Annotated in this window: 12 protein-coding genes; 10 read left to right on the top strand and 2 right to left on the bottom strand. The window is 50.6% G+C overall.

Going from position 1 to position 18331, the window contains the following annotated elements; all coding sequences use genetic code 11:
• Window positions 1–466 precede the first annotated feature (466 nt).
• Window positions 467–1375 carry a helix-turn-helix domain-containing protein gene (locus IDH45_RS27285; protein WP_190931313.1) on the bottom strand — a complete coding sequence of 303 codons (909 nt, stop codon included), beginning with the start codon at window positions 1373–1375 and terminating at the stop codon, window positions 467–469.
• 174 nt (window positions 1376–1549) lie between these two features.
• On the opposite strand from IDH45_RS27285, the gene IDH45_RS27280 reads away from it, so the two are divergent.
• The 3 genes from IDH45_RS27280 to IDH45_RS27270 all read left to right on the top strand — a co-directional run bounded on the left by IDH45_RS27280 (window position 1550) and on the right by IDH45_RS27270 (window position 6133).
• The gene (locus IDH45_RS27280) at window positions 1550–2881 is read left to right on the top strand and encodes an ABC transporter substrate-binding protein (protein WP_190931312.1); all 1332 of its coding nucleotides are present in this window, start codon (window positions 1550–1552) and stop codon (window positions 2879–2881) included.
• A gap of 730 nt (window positions 2882–3611) precedes the next feature.
• A complete protein-coding gene (locus IDH45_RS27275) occupies window positions 3612–4814 on the top strand; it encodes a winged helix-turn-helix domain-containing protein (protein WP_190931311.1) in 1203 nt (400 codons plus the stop codon).
• A gap of 29 nt (window positions 4815–4843) precedes the next feature.
• Window positions 4844–6133: a right-handed parallel beta-helix repeat-containing protein gene (locus tag IDH45_RS27270; RefSeq protein ID WP_190931310.1), complete on the top strand. Its 1290-nt coding sequence runs from the start codon at window positions 4844–4846 to the stop codon at window positions 6131–6133.
• 201 nt (window positions 6134–6334) lie between these two features.
• Here IDH45_RS27270 and IDH45_RS27265 read toward each other — a convergent pair whose 3' ends face one another.
• Window positions 6335–7687: an ABC transporter substrate-binding protein gene (locus IDH45_RS27265; RefSeq protein WP_190931309.1), complete on the bottom strand. Its 1353-nt coding sequence runs from the start codon at window positions 7685–7687 to the stop codon at window positions 6335–6337.
• 469 nt (window positions 7688–8156) lie between these two features.
• Here IDH45_RS27265 and IDH45_RS27260 point away from each other — a divergent pair, with 469 nt between their 5' ends.
• The 7 genes from IDH45_RS27260 to IDH45_RS27230 all read left to right on the top strand — a co-directional run bounded on the left by IDH45_RS27260 (window position 8157) and on the right by IDH45_RS27230 (window position 17983).
• Complete coding sequence (locus IDH45_RS27260) at window positions 8157–8960, top strand: sugar phosphate isomerase/epimerase family protein (RefSeq protein WP_190931308.1); 804 nt, start codon at window positions 8157–8159, stop codon at window positions 8958–8960.
• 131 nt (window positions 8961–9091) lie between these two features.
• The gene (locus tag IDH45_RS27255; RefSeq protein WP_190931307.1) at window positions 9092–10879 is read left to right on the top strand and encodes a cache domain-containing sensor histidine kinase; all 1788 of its coding nucleotides are present in this window, start codon (window positions 9092–9094) and stop codon (window positions 10877–10879) included.
• The gene (locus IDH45_RS27250) at window positions 10872–12488 is read left to right on the top strand and encodes a response regulator (RefSeq protein ID WP_190931306.1); all 1617 of its coding nucleotides are present in this window, start codon (window positions 10872–10874) and stop codon (window positions 12486–12488) included. Before IDH45_RS27255 ends, IDH45_RS27250 begins: the two co-directional genes overlap by 8 nt.
• Window positions 12489–12646: 158 nt before the next feature.
• Window positions 12647–14035, top strand: a complete 1389-nt coding sequence (locus IDH45_RS27245; RefSeq protein ID WP_190931305.1) for an ABC transporter substrate-binding protein — start codon at window positions 12647–12649, stop codon at window positions 14033–14035.
• A 78-nt stretch (window positions 14036–14113) separates the two neighbouring features.
• Window positions 14114–15013, top strand: a complete 900-nt coding sequence (locus tag IDH45_RS27240; protein ID WP_190931304.1) for a carbohydrate ABC transporter permease — start codon at window positions 14114–14116, stop codon at window positions 15011–15013.
• 144 nt (window positions 15014–15157) lie between these two features.
• Window positions 15158–15940 (top strand): carbohydrate ABC transporter permease, encoded by a 783-nt coding sequence (locus tag IDH45_RS27235; RefSeq protein WP_223837005.1) that lies wholly within the window; start codon window positions 15158–15160, stop codon window positions 15938–15940.
• Between the two features lie 138 nt (window positions 15941–16078).
• A complete protein-coding gene (locus tag IDH45_RS27230) occupies window positions 16079–17983 on the top strand; it encodes a heparinase II/III domain-containing protein (protein ID WP_190931302.1) in 1905 nt (634 codons plus the stop codon).
• Window positions 17984–18331: the final 348 nt, after the last annotated feature.

Raw genomic sequence — 18331 nt, 5'->3', positions numbered from 1 at the left:
TCGTCAACTGATTCAACTTTTGTTCAGAAAAAAGCGGCTTTTTGTAAAGAAAATAACCGTTTTGATTATAATAGACCGCATCCTCCGGAGTTAGCAAACTTTCTTTTTGCTGCATGAACAACGCCTCCACCAATCGATTATAGGTACAACACTACTGTAGCAAATCAAGTGAGGCAGACGCTCATCTTTCCATCCGGAAAAGTTAGCGTATCTTCAGATGTGTTCGACAGGTGGCAGCTCTTTACGTTCAGAACAGGTAGAAGTTGTGAAGTTGACGAGGCTGCCGGTATGAACCGGCGGCCTTGTTGAACGGAAGGAATGTTAGATCTAACCTTGGCGCTCTGCGATTCAATAGGCGGTTTTTTCTGTTGAAGAAGGGCTTCTTACCGAGAAGGAGATAAAGCCGCGTATCCAAAATTCGTCAAAGTAAGCGGTTGCATATGCGAGCGGAAGTTGGCGGTGCCGGTTATCGGATATGAATGCTTTTCTCCAAACGGGCGACGATCGAACGGGCATATTCCGACGGTGTGACGCCCGCTATTTTTTTGAACTGTCTGGAAAATCCGTGAACGCTTGCATAGCCGAGATATTCGGCGATTTCCGTGAAATTCAGCTGATCGTCTGCTATCATGCTTTTCGCTTTCTCGATTTTCAGACGCTTCCAATACTCCATGACCCCGCTGCCCGTTTGCGCCTTGAACATCGTTTTCAGCTGCGTCCGGCCGATTGCAAACTCGCTGCATATCGCCTCCATCGATAAGTCGCTCGCGGCGATGTGGCATTGCAAATAGTCGATCAGCCGCATTGTTTCACGGACTTGTTTGTTTTCCTGGATGACGGATGCCGGTTTCACGCTGTCGCGCCGAGTCGAGCCGCCCCGGATCAATTCGAGCAGAAAAATTTCCAGATAATTAATGATCAACTGTTCGGTTCCGAATTTCGCTTCTTCCAGACGATTAGGGAATAGCATACGGATGGAGTCAACCGGAGGATTAAATGCCTCCTTGCCGATTTGGACCAGACGGGACAACAAATGCCGCTCCTGCTCCTCCAATCGGAACGTGCGATCGGCGAAGAAGCTCATGCATGGGGCTGCGCATTCGAACGCCAAAATGAGGAGAGTAGGGGTTTCGCCGCTGCGAGTTTTACCGACATGGAACAGATTCGGTTTGTAAAAAATAAGTTCTCCCTGATTCAGCTCGTATTGTCCGACTTCTGTAAACACTTCGAAGCGCCCTTGATCGATGTAAACGAATTCCCAAAAATCATGCTGTTCTCCGACACTGCGATACCCGTTCTTCAGTCGTCGATAATTGAATGTGATTATTTTGTCTATGGACAGCTCCCGTTTCAGCTCGTATCTCGGATATTCCATCGCTTCTCCCGCTTTCCAAGCGCTTCGAACCTTGCATGCGCCGGATGATTTGTATCGTCTATTATAACGCTTTCCGTCCAAATTGGTACATTTATCGACCCGGCGGGTAAATCATTTTTTGCACCCTCACCCTATAATTTGAGACGAAACGATAAATTTGAGGGGGTAAACCGGATGAAAACAAAGAAAACGGTGAACGTAATCGCAATCGTGGCGCTGGCGGCGATGACCGCGGCCTGCGGGGCAGGAAAAACAGACGGAAACGATGCGGCGAAGTCCGGAGGACAAGCAGTCAAAGTGGAAGCGAAGCCGGTTGAACTGACCTGGTACCATGTACCGACCGACGGGCCTGTCGGCGACGCCTTCATACAGCAATACGGGGAGCCGATTCAGCGGAAATATCCGAATTATTCGTTTCAAGTGCTCGTCAATAAAGAGCAGAATACGCTCGCGAACATGGTCATGTCGAAGACGAGCCTCGACGTGATGCTGGCGTCGTTCGCCTCGTTGCAGTCGGTCAAGGAGAACGGGCTGCTGAGCGATATGTCCGATCTGGTCAAAAAACATAATTTCGATCTGAGTCGGATTGAAGCTGAGCCGCTGGAAATGATGCGCAAAATGGAGGAGGGCAAACTGACGTCCTTGCCGCTGTACGATCTTCGGCTCGTTTTATATTACAATAAAGACCTGTTCGATAAATTCGGCGTGCCTTTTCCAAAAAACGGGATGACCTGGGGCGAACTGCTTGATGTTGCAAAGCGGATGACCCGAACGGAGGGAGGAGTCAGCTACCGCGGCTTCGTCACACCGCCAGTCACGGTCGTGAACGCCAACCAGCGCTCCTTGAACTACATAGAAACCAAGACGAACCGGTCGGCGATTATGACCGAGGATTGGAAATCGCATATGGAAACCTTCATCCCGTTCTATACCGTACCCGGTTACGACGCTACTCCTGAGACGATGAACAGCGCGAATATGATGAATATGTTCTTGAAGGAGCAGACCGCTGCGATGTTCGTGGCTTACAATTCGTTCGCCGCTACGATCAAGCAAAACGTCCCAAATTGGGATGCCGTCAGCCTGCCGGAAATGAGCGACTTGCGCGGGGTGGCTTCTCAGCCTTATCCGGTCGTCCTGTCGATCCCTTCGACGAGCAAACACCGGGATGAAGCCTTTCTGGCCATCGCGCAGCTATTGAGCGACGAAGTGCAGAAGGAACGGGCGGCCAAGCTCGGTTTTCTGGCTCCGCTGAGAAATCCGGCCGTCAAATCTGCCTTCGCGAGCGACATGGTTGACTGGAAAGGGAAAAATATTAGCGCCGTCACAGCCCAAAAATCACCGAGCCCGATTGCATACAGCAAATATAACGCTCAAGGCGCGGCCGCGATCGCGAGTGCTATGCTTGCGGTCATTACCGGACAAAAAGACGTCAACACCGCACTGCGGGAAGAGGACGAGAAGCTTAACAAAACAATCGAAACCGCTGAAGCGGCAAATAAATAGCAGATGCAATAAGGCAAACACTTTGGACCGAGGCTAAGAAGGTGCGGTTGGGTCGGAGCGGTTTTTCATTCCACTGCTTGCCGATTGTGCTTACGGAAAGCGGCCAACTAGAGCGGGGCAAATCGTTATAGAAGCTGTGCGAAAATAGGGAATAGAGCTGTCGACGTACTGTCGTCAAAATACTCACAAGCTGATGCCGGTGTCTTAAACCGGTATCAGCTTGTTTTTGTACGGACTTCCAATGATTTCTATCCATTTTAGATAGTAAGAAAAACTTTAAGTTTACCCAACTTCTTTATTGAAATAGACGTAATTAAGAGTTTGTGGATAATTGGTATTATTATATTTATTCACCCATAAAGTGGGTATCAGATGCCCCAGTCTCGCCACCCAACGAGCGGAAATGGGCAATTGTTGTGTGAGGAATTTTTGTGACTACTCTTTACTCAACTCGACGAAGTACGATAGCTATGGCGAGGCTGCTAACTTGGATTGGCAGCTTGGCTACGCTAACGGGCAGTTATTTTTCAATAGCTCTGTTTTTATGCTCCAGACAATGGTAAAATTTATGGGAACATGCGTTTGTTTTTATGTATGATCCAACGGATAGGGGAATAGGCATGATTGAAATAGTTGAAAAAGAGCAATATTTGGTTATTGGAAGCAGCCTCGCGATCCATCATCATGTGCAAGCGGCTCCCGTTTGTTTCGTTAAGGAGCTGATGCATACATGATCCAATTGACGAACCGCCAGGCACGGCAATTTCTGTTATTGAAGCACGGGCTGTTGGGCGAATATCAGTTTACCGGAAAGCAGGGAGTATTGGATTTTGTGCGGCAGGTCGGCTGTATTCAATACGATCCCATCGATGTCTGCGGAAAAAACGCCGAACTGGTACTGCAGTCACGGGTCAAAGGATTTACCAAGAACATGCTCGACGAGTTGCTGTATAAAGATAGATTCCTGGTCGATTACCCGGACAAGAATCTGGCTATTATCCCTGTCGAGGACTGGCCGTACTTTGAGAGGTACAGGCAGGCTGCAAGGCAACATGCCAAGCGCTATCCCGTAATGGGAACGTTGACAGAGCAAGTGCGGGCCCACATCCAAAATCACGGTGCGATAAGTTCGGATGATCTAAAATTGGATGGAAATTTCACCTGGCAATCGGCCATCCACTGGAGCAGCGGAAACAATTCATCCCGGTCGGTGCTGGAGCAGATGTACTCCACAGGCGAGTTGATTATTCATCACAAAAAAGGAACGCGTAAATATTACGATATCGCCGGGAAGTACATACAGCCTAATCTGTTGAATGCCCCGGAGCCGCTGGAGGGCGAGCTTGAGCATCATCAGTGGCGGGTACTGCGTCGAATCGGCGCTGTTGGCCTTTTATGGAATCGCGCATCCGATGCCTGGCTGAACATATGGGGATTGAAAGCGGAGCAGCGCAACGAAGTTTTTCGCAAGCTATTGCACGAGGCTCGCATTGTTGCTGTTGCCGTGGAACAAATGAAGGATATACTGTACTGCCGCGCGGAGGATTTGCCGCTAATTGAAGCCGTCCTGCAAAACCCGGCACCGAAATGGCGCTGCGAGCTAATTGCCCCACTAGATCATTTCATATGGGACAGAAAACTGATCAACGAATTGTTTGAATTCGATTACACTTGGGAGATTTACACGCCTGCAATCAAACGGAAATTCGGCTATTATGTGCTGCCTCTATTATATGGAGAAAGCTTCGTCGGACGAGCCGAGGTAATCGCGGAGCGAAAATCCGGGACGCTCGTTGTTAAAAATATCTGGTACGAGAACGGCATAAAGCCAACAAAGCAACTGCGAACAGCCTTGAACAATTGTTTTCAAAATTTTGCGCGATTCAACGGATGCGAGACGATTTCGTCAGAGTCTACCGAATTTTGTTTTTGAATCTGATGCACGAGGAGAAGGAAAAAAGCATGAAGAATAGGACACAATTATTGCCTGTCTTCCTCATCGGCATTTCCTTGGCCCTGGTTTTTCAAAGCTGCAGCGGCGGCGATTTTGAATCACAAATTTCACCTTATGAAGACCGAAACGGAAACCATTTTTCCGAAGAGGTCTATCCGGAAACAGGCTTGGAAGCCCAAAACAGCGATAGCGGAGCGGTGTCAGGATCAAATTCGGGTTTGGACTCAGGTTTGGGTTCAACTTATGGATCGAGCTTTGGCTTGGATTCCGGATCGGATTCCGGTTCCGGTTCAAGTTCTGACCCCAATGCCTGCTCCGCATCCAAACTTCAGGACATTCTTTCGCCAGCAACTTCTTCAAACGCTTTTGTCAGCGTGGATTGCAATCTTAACCTGAAGCCCAGCGACGTCATCACCAAGCGACTGGTTTATGAAGGAGCCGGAGCTTCCAATCTGACGTTGAACTGCAATGAGGCTAATCTGAAAGGCAATGATGGAGTCAATGACGGAAAAGACATGATCACCGTCAAGTCCATCCAAAACGGTTCCACTTATTCACGACCTGAACATATAAAGATATCGGGTTGCATCATTGAAGGTTCCATACGTGTGATGGGACTTGGACCAAATGGAGAGGCCGAAAACGTTTTACTATCGTCGCTTTCCAGCGATCACACGGCCAGAGCCCAACAAGCGGCTCCGAGAAACATTGAATTTAACAATCACACCATCCATTCCAAAAACAGAATTCCACTTTACCTCTCTCCAGGGGTGACCTATTCCAAAATTCTCGACTCCGTGTTTAAAGGAACGAGCGGCAGCGTCGTCATTTATCTCGATGCCGAATCCGCCTATAATACCATTAAAAACAACGAGTTTAATGTCACAACAAAGAGTCGTGAAGTGATTGCCATCGACGGTTCAGCGAATAATCAGATCATAAACAATCAATTTTTTGGACTGAACAACGGCGGAATCTTCCTCTATAGAAATTGTGGGGAGGGTGGGACGATTCGCCATCAAACACCGAGTTTTAATGTCATTTCTACTAATTATTTTTACTACAACAAGTATAATGGCAAGCTTCCCTCAATCTGGCTCAGCTCTCGTGATGGAGCCAAAAACTATTGCGAGCTCGATAAAGGTTACTCTTTCGGAAGCAGCGAAAGCAATCGGGACCATGCCAGCTCGAATATCATCTCTAATAATAAGATCCAAAAACTTCCTCCTTCAAAGATGATTCGCCTCGGCGGCAGTGCAACAAACAACGTCATTACAGGAAATAAGCAAGTCGAGTAAAAACGGGGCCATCAAGAGCTCACCCAAGTCCTCGAAAAAGCGAAGATCATGAATGGGAATCACGATCATATTCCCCATACTATCTATCGGACGCTGAAATATGCTCAGCAGCATCCGACTGGCTTTCCGCCAAGAAATAAGTTCCCGAGCCAAACAAGCAGACCGCCCACGTTCGGCGGTCTGCTTGTTTGGCTGGCTCCATTACTTTTTCGATGCTTTTTGCTCCGCGATCCCCTTGTTGATCAATTCCTCGGCATTTCGCAGCGCTGTATTGACGTCGACTTCCATACCTTCGGTAAACATTTTTTGGACTTCGGCAATCATGATTGCTTGCGCTTTGGAGTAATAAAGAAGTCCTGGCGTTCTTGCCGGCGGCTCTGAAGCCGGTTTGTTATAGAAGAACGAAGTGACGTGCTTGCCTTTGTAAAATTGGCTATCCGCGTGGAACGAATTTTTCATTTCGTCGCTTATTTTGGCGAGCGGCGGCGCAAATCCCTTCTTGGTCAGCTTCAACTGCGCTTCGTCCGACGTGATAAATGCAGAAACGTTCATCGCAGCTTCTTTATTTTTACTCGTATTCGTTATAAAGAAGAAACGCGGGCTTCCCCACAAGGCGCCATTCGGTTTTTCTTTGAAGGTAGGAACGGAGACGATATCCCATTCGAACGTTTTGAACTGATCGGGCTGAGCGAATATTTGCATGCCGGAGGTACCGGTTGCGAATACTTTCAAGTCCTCCTCGGTGTAACCCGATTTGCTGTCAAACTTCAAGCCGGGCAGCTTGTAGAAGCGGACGAATCCATTGATCAGCGTCTTCCATTGATCGGTGTTGACCGCCGCTTTATCCTCCTTCGCATCGAGATAAGGCAGGGAGAACTGGTTGAATTCCATAAACATTTGGTGCCAGCGCTCGCTGTATCCGCGATATTGGACGCCGCCTTCATTTCTCGTCAGCTTTTGGGCGATTTCGTAAGTGTCATCCCATGTCATGCCGTCCTTCGGATAGGCGACGCCGAATTTATCGAACAGCGTCTTGTTGTAGTGAAGAGCGAATGACGCGGCGTTGATCGGAATACCGATTATTTTGCCGTTCGTGTAATATTTCATCGTATCCAAAAAGGCGGGCTCGATTCTGCTTAAATCGAACTTAGTCGTTTTGATCAACTCGGTCAAATCTTGCTCCAAGCCGTACTCTTGCATCATAGAAGGGATGCCTCCCTTCGTACTGATAATAATATCGGGAACGTTCCCTGTCGCGATCAAGTCGGGTATTCTATTGCTGCTTTCCACGCCAGTCAGTTTGTAGTTTGGAAATTTATCCCTGATGAGCGGAGCGTAGATTTCCTCGAACTCCAATTTGCTCATCGAGCCCAAATAAAACGAAAGCTCTGCGGGCTTCTGCGAGTCGGGCGTTTGCTGCACCGCTTTCCCGTCCGTCTTGTTATCCATGTTTGCGTTATTCGTACCGCTGCCGCCGCTTGATCCGCATGCCGTCGCAGTAATCGTCACCGCAGAGAGAAGCGCTACCATATACGTAAATCTACTTTTCATCATGCTTTTTTCTCCCCCATATAATAGTATTGTGATTAAAAAGTGTGCTTGTTTTTGATGTTCCTAACCATCAGGTATAGCTACCACTATGATTAGACCCCGTCTACTGGTTCATCAACTTTCAGCACAATACCAGTATATATTGTATTCGCTTTCAACAAATATGGAGTTTGATTGCAAAGCTTAGTACTTTCATGAGAATGTTTCCTAATATTCGCAATAATGTTCTATACCTCATCCTACCAGAAATAAACTGGATGATTCCGCTGAACCCCTGGAGCCGTTGATCCTATATTCTTTTTTGACGCGCAGGATCATCGTATCTGAAGATAAGCTAATAAAATCGAAAGAAAAGATGAGAATGCCCATGGACGGGCAGTTATACTATCGGAGACTTCATTTTGGCTAGCCTGTGGAAGGACATCGCCGCCAATCCGTTCGCCGACTCATATTAGGAAGGAGATTTATAAAATTGCAATTACTCAGCTTTAAATCATTGTGGGATATGACTGGAACATTGGAAGAAAAATTGGAAAAAATCGCGGAGGCCGGGTACGGGGGAGTCGAATTCACGCTCCCGTCACAAGATAAATGGAAGCAATTCCGCGAACTCCTTGAGCGATACAACCTTGCCTTTATTGCACAGATCGTCACACGGGATGACCATATTTCATCATTCGAATCGCTTGCTAGACAAGCAGCGGAATTTAATCCGGTAAAGATTGTTTCGCACAGCGCAAAGGATAGCATGTCCTACGAGGATCAACTGCACTTTTTTGAGAAAGCTATTGCCGTCGAGAAGGCAATTTCTGTTCCGGTTGCTCATGAAACGCATAGGGGAAGAGCGATGTTTACGCCATGGGCAACCTCGAAGCTACTGCGCCAATTTCCCGAGCTGAAAATTACGGCAGACTTTAGCCATTGGTGCTGCGTATGCGAATCGCTGCTCCAGGATCAATCAGAGAATATGTCGATTGCGCTTGATCGTGCTATTCACATTCACGGGCGTGTTGGATACGCGGAAGGGCCACAAGTCGCTGATCCGCGGGCGCCGGAATACTCCAGAGAAGTCAGAGCGTTCGTCAATTGGTGGTTGGAAATATGCAAGCGACGCGCGTCGGATGGCTATGCTACCATGACGTTTACACCGGAATTCGGCCCGCCGGGTTATATGCATACACTGCCGTTTACAAAACAGCCCGTTACGGATGTTTGGGATGTAAATAAGTGGATGAACCAGTACTTTATCGAAAAATATAGAGACGTCTTCGAATGAGGCTCTCCTTTAACATACAACTTGTCGCTTTCAAGGGCTACGCCAATCAAGGCCACGTGCTGATGCTGCCGTCGACGACCGCAGTCCTATCGAGGCGGTGCTGAGTGCGGCGGTGGGGTAGGTCACTAGCGATGCGAATGAAAGCATGGTTCTACGGATTGTCGTTTCGGAGCCGGATCTGGCTTGCGATTGTTCTGCTCATCACACTGGCAGTAAGCGCGAATGGGACGATCTCGTACTTCATCGCCGCCAAGGTCGTGCAAAAAAACGCCTTCCGGCTCAGCGAAGATACGATCAACAAGACGGCCCAGGTCGTCGATCAGCGCCTGCGTAATATTACCGTCTCGATGATGGCGCTGACCATGAGCGATCCGTTCAAAGAGATGATGGATGATGTTGCTTCGGCGAATACGAGCCGGTACTACCAGCATTTAACCTTGTTGCAGAAGGTGTTCTCGCAATTCAGTTTCTACGACAGCTACATCCAATCGATTCTGATCGCCACTCCGATCGGCGACTTTTATCCGACGACTTCGATTCGCCTCACGAATCATTCGTTCTACGACAGCGACTTGTACCGGCAGGCCAAAATCGAGAAACGGCCTTTCTGGGTGCCGCGCCATGAAGACGCTTTCTTCTCGAATCGGGAGCAGGTCATATCGCTCGTGCTGAGCCCGATCGGGGAAATACCGAATCAGGATTATAACGTCTACATCATTGTTAATGTCAAGGAAAACGATTTGTTACGCTTGATTGCGGACAACCAGGATACGACCGAGACTGGACTGAACTATATGTTCATCAACGAAAAAGGACAGGAAATCGTTCGTTTGCCTTTATATGCGGCTACCGACGCCAAGTGGCGGTCTTCCTTCCTCGAACGGCTGTACCGAGATACAGCCGGCTATTTTTTTTATCCGCTGAATGGCAACGAATCGCTCATCAACTACGCGCGAATGGAAGTGGGCGAGAATTGGATTTTACTTGGCGTCCAGTCCAAGGAGCGTCTGCTCGCTCAAGTCAACGGCATCCAACGATCGACGTTGTACGCGCTGTTCGGCTGCCTGCTGCTCTCCCTGTTCATGTCGAACGGGCTGACGAGGCTGCTGCTCAAGCCGCTATACAAGCTGCAGGAGTTGATGAAGCGGGTGGAGCATAACGACTTGAACGTGCGTTATGCCAGCCCTTACCGGGATGAGGTGGCCCAGGTCGGATTTCGCTTCAATCGCATGCTGGACGAAATCAAACGATTGATCCAGGACGTTACGGACGGGGAAAGGGAAAAGCGGAAAGCGGAAATCAAAGCGCTCACCGCCCAGATGGACCCGCACTTCCTCTATAACACGCTGAATACGATTTATTGCAAATCGGAGCTCGGGGCGAACGACGACGTGAACGACATGATTCTTTCGCTCTCCCACATGTTCCAGCTCGGCCTTAGCAGCGGCCGCGATTGGGTTACGCTGGAAGATGAAATTACCCATATGAAGATGTATTTGGCGATCCAGCATAAATGCTATGACACGTTATTCGATTACCGTCTCGAGATCGGCAGCGGGGTGAACCTGTCGTCGAGCGTACTGAAAATTTTGCTGCAGCCTCTTGTCGAGAACTCGATTGTCCATGGCTTTCAAAACATCGAAAACGGCGGGCACATCGACATCGCCATTCATGTGGAGGTGGCGCAGCTCGTCCTTTCGGTCAAGGACAACGGCTGCGGCATGAACATTGAAGAGGTATATCGCAACATGCACCATGCCTCCACAAGTAAAAAAGGCTATGCTCTGCGCAACATAGCGCATCGGCTGCAATTGTATTATGGCGAACAAGCGCGGGTGGATCTATACAGCGAGCCGGGCCGCGGCGCGGAAGTCGTACTGCGGCTGCCGGTAACGGAAGGAGGAGGCGCAGATGATTGAACGGCACATTCGACTATGCGTGATCGACGATATCAGCAGCGTCGTCGAGATGATTACGAGCCGGATCGATTGGACGTCATACGGGATCGAGATTGCAGGTACGGCCGGAAGCGGTGTCGACGGTCTGCGGCTCGTAGAGGAGACGCGACCGGATATCGTATTGACGGATATTCGGATGCCGAGAATGGACGGTCTGGAGATGACTGCTCACATCATGAAGCTGGACCCGCACTGCAAAGTCGTTATTTTGAGCGGTTATACCGATTTTGCCTATGCGCAACAAGCCATTCGGCTTGGTGCGTTCGATTTTTTGAAGAAGCCGTTCTCGCGCGCGGAAATCGTCAAAGTGGTGCTGAAAGCGAAGGAGGCGTGGGAAGAAGAGCGGCGCAGCCTGATCGAGGTCCACGAAATGGAGAAACGGCTGAAGAAAAGCATGCCGCTCCTGCGCCAGGAATATTTAAACACGCTCGTTCATCACCGGACAAACGCTGAGCAGGCCGAGAATCGTTGGCGGTATTTTCAAATCCCGCTGGAACCCGTGCAGCTCGTGGTGATGATTGTGGAAATCGATCGTTTCGATGGCAACTACGCGGCGCTGCCGATCCACGAAGTGGAACTGATCCGGTTTGCCCTGCAAAACATTCTCGAGGAAACGATCGGCACATTTACGAAAGGCGTCGTATTCCGGGAGAGTGCGAGTCGCCACGCCTGTATTCTCAATTGTGACGATCCGGAGCTGGCCAGCCGCATCGCCGATTGCTGCTGCGCTCATATCGCGTTGTATACCCGCTTCACCATCTCGATCGGCATCGGCTTGATTGCGGACGATCTAAGCCAGCTTCCGGATTCGTACGAGCAAGCGTTGCACGCCTTTTCCTATCATTTCTACACCGGAGGCAACGGAGCGTTCAGCTTCGCTCATATCGCCGGCGCTGATAAAGAGCCGCCGCGCTTCGCGCCGGCAGCCGCTCAGGAGCTGCTGTTCGCTTTGCGTGCGGGGAACCTCGAAAAAAGCTCGGTGCTGCTTACGCAGCTGTTAAACGATTTATTCACCGGGACGCCAAAGCCCGATTATATGATCAGCGTTTGTTACGAGCTGGCGATTATGATGCTGCGGGTGCTGCTGGAGAAGCTCCCTTATGAGCAAGTTCGGGAATTGGAGCAGCGTATTCGCGAGAACAAGGCGGCGGAGCCGACGATGCAAGAGCTGCGGCAGCTGCTGGGCGATATTTGCCGCAAGGGCTGCAAGTGGATCGAGATGCAGCGCACGAGCGAGTCGGAACAAATCGTCCGGCAGTCGATGCAGTACATCCGGGACAATCTCAAGCAGCCGCTTACCGTCGAACAGTGCGCCAAACAAGCTAATCTCAGCGCCGGTTACTTCTCCAACGTGTTCAAGAAAATCGTCGGCATGACCGTACAACAGTTCATCACGCAAGAGCGGATCGAACGGGCCAAGCAGATGCTGATCGAAGACTATCAGGTGCAGGAAATATCCGATGCGCTCAGCTACGAGCACCGGCGATACTTTAGCGAAGTGTTCAAGAAGGTGACCGGCATGACGCCGTCGGAGTTCAGACAGGCATACTTGGGGAAGGCCGGGCCGTAAGCGAAAACTTCGTCGTTTTGTTACCCTGGATGTTGGTCGTGCCGCATGTACGGTCGGTGTCCCAGGCTTCATACTGGAAGAGTAAGCAGCAAATGCTTCAGGGGGCCCGCATGATATTACCGCAGCGCGGGTAACGAACGAAAGGGAGGATTTTCGGCATGAGGAAAAAGAAGATTGGGTATATGGGACTCAGCGTTCTGACGACGTTGGCGCTGGTCGCTTGCAACAGCAGTGGTGGCACCGACGGCGCAAGCCCGGGCGATTCCGCGTCCGCAACTAAAAAGGGTTCGGAAGATAAGGTGAAGCTGGAATTCTGGTCGGTTGATCGTACGGACGCCGACTACACGCGAGAAAAAATCGCCAAGTTTCAAGCCGATAACCCCGGAATTGAAATCAATTATGTTATTAAGACGGAAGAGTACAATCAGGCGATCGATCTCGCTTTTGCCTCTTCGCAGTCGCCGGACATTTTTCGCGTTAAAGAGAACACGATCCAGACGTTCTACAAAAAGGGCTATCTGGAGCCGCTCGACGATTATTTTAATGCCGAGTTTAAAAACAAGTTCACGCCGCTGAAAGACCTGAACCTGTTTGACGGCAAAATGTACAGTTTCCCGAACTACGGCTACACGATGCGGCTTGTATATAACGTGGATCTGTTCGAGAAGGCCGGCATCAAAAATCCGCCGAGCACGCTGCAGGAAATGGTTGAAACGGCGAAGAAGCTTACGGCCGTCGGCAAAGCGGACGGAGCTTACGGCTTCGCCCTCAACTTCAAGAGCCCGGCCAGCGCCTTCGACCGTTCGGCGCGCGCGATCGCCGAGCTGAACGGCTATGGCGGTTACGGCTTCGATTTCAAAACAGGCCGGTTTGATGTAAGCGGATTCAAGCCTATTGTCGAAGCGTTCCGACAGATGCAAGTCGACGGCAGCACCCTGCCGGGCATGGAATCGCTTGACATCGACCCGCTCCGCGCCCAGTTTGCCGAAGGCAAAATCGGCATGTACATCTCATTCTCTTCCGAGCCTGGCGTCTACCAGAACCAGTTTCCGGCCAAAATCCGCTGGGCGGCGGCGCAGGTGCCTACGTTCGATGGAACCGCGCGCGGCGCATCCGGCTTCCTAGGCGGCCAGTGGCTCAGCATCAGCAAAAACTCCAAGCATAAGAAAGAAGCCGCCAAGTTTTTGAATTACATGTACGGCGAGCAAATCATGCTCGATTATCATGAAAAAGGATTCGGGATCTCGATGGTGCCATCGGTGCTGAGCAAAGCGAAAAAAGCGGATATCAAAGGCTTCGAATTTTTTGTTCCGACAAAGTACGACGGCGCGTGGCCGATTCAGCCAACCGTAGCCGTACAAGGCGAAAAATACCAGGATGCGTTCTTCAAGTACATGCTGCAAGGCGGCGATCTGAACAAAATCATCGCCGATCTGAACAAGCGCTACAACGAGGCGCTCGACAAAGCGATTGCCGCCAAGGAAGTGGATGTGAAGCCTGATCCAAGCTTCGATCCGAAAAATTTACAAAACATGTTAGTGAAGTAAGATTAGCTCGTCAAGGCGTAGGGTCAGAAGTGGCTTCTGACCCTTTGTCGTAATTTCGGGGAAAGGTTCGTGGGACCCATGAAACAATGGAGAACGAATGCGGCGGGTGCTTTCTTCACCTTGCCCAGTCTTCTCTTGACGCTCGTGTTTACGGTATATCCAATTTTTTGGGTGTTCCGGTACATGTTTTATGATTACAAAGGGTACGGAACGCCCCGTTTCATCGGCCTAGACAACTTCCGCACCTTATGGTCGGATCATTTGCTGTGGAATTCCGTCGTCCAAACATTCGTCTATGCGGGCGGGAAGCTGATTCTGACGCTGCCGCTGGCGCTCCTATTGGCAGTCATCCTCAATCGTGCGATCAAAGGGCGACAGCTCTTGCGGGCGATTTATTTCTTGCCGACGATTATCAGCTCTGCGGTGATTTCCGTTGTATTTTTCATCATTTTCAACTCGTACAACGGCATTTTGAATCAGTTTCTAATCAAGCTCGGTATCACCGACAAAGGCGTTGAATGGCTGGGGCCGAAGTACGCCATGCTGACGGTCATTCTCATCGCGGTATGGGGAGCGATCGGCAACTATATGATTTTATTCATCGCCGGTTTGCAGAACATCCCGCATGACATTCATGAGAGCTCGGAGTTGGATGGCGCGGGCGCCTGGCAAAAGTTTTGGTACATCACGGTGCCGATGCTCGGTCCGGTGCTGCAGATGGTCATCATGCTGGCGATCATCAACTCGCTCAAAAGCTATGAAAGCATCATGGTGCTGACGGACGGCGGGCCGATTGGCAAAACCGAAGTGATGTTTCTGTACCTGTATCGTCTCCTGTTCCCGACGCCATCGGCCAGCAGCGTACTGGAGCAGCAGATCGGCTACGGCAGCGCGGTCGGTTTCGTGACGGCCGTAATCGTCGGCGGCGTGACAGCCCTGTACTTTTATATGTCCAGAAAATTAAATCAAAACGTTTAATCCCGTCTATCTACCGTTTTTTTCTTGGAGGAATGGATCATGCAGCAAGCAACTGCGGGAAAGCCCAAGCCGAGCGCTTCAAGCGGCGTGGTTCCCGTCTTTCTACGTCCCGGAACGATCTTTCTATGGATCTTTTTGTTGGTTATGGCGTTTCTCACGCTATTTCCGGTGCTTGTGGCCATCCTCGGTTCGTTCAAGACGAACGCCGAGTTGACCGCCGGCGCTACCATACTGCCGAAGACCTGGCACTTCTCCAACTACGTGGAGGCATGGAAGACGGCCAATTTTTCCCGTTATACGTGGAACAGCTTGTTTATCAGTATAACCACGACAGCGGGAACGCTGCTCGTCGCTTCGATGGCTGCCTACGGCGTGGAGCGGTTGCGATTCGCGGGCAGACGGATGTATGTCTTCATTCAAGCGGCCACGATGTTTATCTCTGTCGGTCCGCTGGTGCTGCATCCGCAGTTCCGGCTCATGGTCACGCTGCACTTGCAAACATCGCTGTGGGGTGTCGTTATTTTGCTGGTCAGCGCCCACGCGGCCACTTACTTCATCCTGTACAGCTTCGTCAGGGCAATCCCGCGGGAGCTGGACGAGGCCGCCAAAATCGATGGCAGTTCGATGCTGGGCACGTATTGGCGGATCATCCTGCCTTTGCTTGGGCCGGGGCTGGGAGTATCGGCGCTGTTTACGTTCCGTGCGGCCTGGAATGAATACATTATGCCGCTCGTGTTCACGATGAGCCAGCCGAATTTGCAGCCGCTCACGGTAGGCTTGTCCAACTTGCGCTACGGCGCTTCTGCGGCTGCGCAAACGCACTATATGATGGCCGGCGCCTGTTTGTCGATCCTGCCCATACTCCTCGTTTACGTGTTTGCCAACAAATCGTTTATGCAGATGACGGCAGGTTCGATCAAAGGATAATACCAGCTTTCATACAAGCCAGCCCTTGCTCTCGCGGGGGCTGCTTTTTATTTACAGAGGCCAAAGATTAAAATATGATGGGTGGTAAGGATTTGTAAGGAAGCGATAGCTGTTTTTATAGCGAAAGGGATGATAGAGTTGTTTAATCAAAGATTGGATCAAAGGACCGTTACAGAGCTGTTGCTGCCGGCATCCAGCTTTCATCCGTTCCCGAAATTCGCCGATCGTGAGGCATGGAGCTCGCTTCCGGAGCAGGTTACAAGCAAATGGCTGGCTTGGGCTGAGGAAAGCGTCGACTATGAATGGCCTGCCTTGCCTGCTGTCAGGTATATGGACTACGTGCGTAACGGCAACCGTTCCCGTTATGAGCAGCTGTATTTCAAACGCAGAAGGGTGATTACCGAGCTGCTGATCGGCGAATGCATAGAAGGCAAAGGCCGGTTTATCGAGCCTCTGATCAACGGGCTCTGGTGCCTATGCGAGGAATCGTATTGGGTAATACCGGCTCACATGTCCTTATCGCGCAGCAGCGCCGGTTCCGAGCTGCCGGACGTGGCGGATCAAGTTATCGATTTATTTGCCGCCGAAACAGGCGGCTTGCTGGCATGGACCGTCTATTTGCTGAAGGAGCGGCTTGACGAGGAAAGCGCCATGGTCGTTAAACGGATTCGATATGAAATGAAACGGCGCATTTTGGAGCCGTTCCTGCAGCGCGACGATTTCTGGTGGATGGGATTCACGGGCAGGAAGGTGAACAATTGGAACCCTTGGATTTTATCCAATTGCCTGGCTGCGTTCATCCTGCTTGAGGAGGATGAGACGGATCGCAGTCGTGCGGTAGCCAAAGCGGCGAAAAGTCTCGATTTTTTCATGGACGTGTATCATCCGGATGGCTGCTGCGACGAGGGCCCCGGTTATTGGGGCAGGGCGGGCGCATCACTATTCGATTGTATGGAGTTGCTTTATTTGGCGTCGGACGGCAAACTCAGCTTTTTCGAAGAACCGCTCGTTCAGCAGATCGGCAAATATATTTATCGGGTGCATATTGACGGCAATTATTATGTGAATTATGCGGATGGCGACGCCAGATTGAAAATTTCGGCGGATGTCGTATACCGGTACGGAAAGCGGATCGGCGACAGCAGAATGTCTGCATTGGGGGTATGTGTCTTTCAAATGAACGGGATTACGCGCGAATCGTTCGCGTCGCCGTTCCGGATACTGGGCGAGCTGTTCGACGCCAAAACGCTGCTTGAAACGACTGCCGCCGCACCGTACGAGAGGGACGTTTGGATGGCGGACACGCAGGTGTTCGCGGCCAGAGAGCAAGCGGGAAGCCCATCCGGCCTATACGTCGCGGCAAAAGGCGGACACAACAACGAGAGTCATAATCATAACGATATCGGCCATTATATCGTCTACTACAACGGCCATCCGTTTCTGATCGATGCGGGAGTGGAGAACTATACGAGCAAAACGTTCAGCCCCAGACGATACGAAATTTGGACGATGCAGTCCGATTACCATAGCGTTCCTACCGTGAACGGGGTGCAGCAGATGGCGGGGGCGTCATTTCGGGCGACGGAGGCATCGTACGAAGCAAATGACGATATGGCTGCCGTGACGATGAATATAGCGCCGGCTTATCCGGCAGAAGCCGGCATTGTCTCATGGAGGCGCACGATCAGCTTGCAGCGCGGAAGTCACGGGAACGCGGTGGTGGAAGTGAACGACACGTTCCGGTTGTCGGCCGCCACGTCTAATCTTGTACTGAACTGCCTAACGCTGCAGGAGCCGATTGTGCGGCAAGGAGGGCGTATCGAGCTTATTAATAAAATCGGCGAAACGCTGCGCCTTCAATACGACAGCAGCCGGCTGACGGCTGAGGTGGAGCACGTACATGTCACAGACTCCAAATTGTTGTCGGTATGGGGAGATTCGGTATATAGATTAAAGCTGAAGGCGCGCGAGCCGGCAGCGGAAGGAACTTTTCGGCTACGGTTTGCGGCGGTAGCGGGCAGCGAGATTAAGGATTCCAAATAGTCATGAATCCAGACAGTCTGGAGGCCGTAAGTAGCGGTTCCGGACTGTCTTTTTGAAGTAGTTCGAATTCGGTACAAATCAAATGTTTAATTGTGACATTATAAATTGCTTCTGCTTCATTGCTTCGTCATCCTCTCCATATCGCTCTGGTATACACATTGTATAAGAGCGCCGCTTCCGCATATTGTTACTCGCTGTCATCCATTGTGTCATCCGGGCCCGGAGTCGCAGAATCAGGCTGTGCGTGACAAAAACAATGACAGCCCGTAACTATCGGCTTTCCCTTCTCCCGGCTACAATGAAAATGTCAAATGGAGATGAGCAAACGAACGCTGAGTCTGGAGAGAG

Origin of the sequence: Paenibacillus oceani, from assembly GCF_014705615.1 — a bacterium.
GTDB lineage: Bacteria > Bacillota > Bacilli > Paenibacillales > NBRC-103111 > Paenibacillus_AB > Paenibacillus_AB oceani.
Note: the sequence above shows the minus strand (reverse complement) of the source record. Positions and strands in the feature narration are given on the sequence as shown.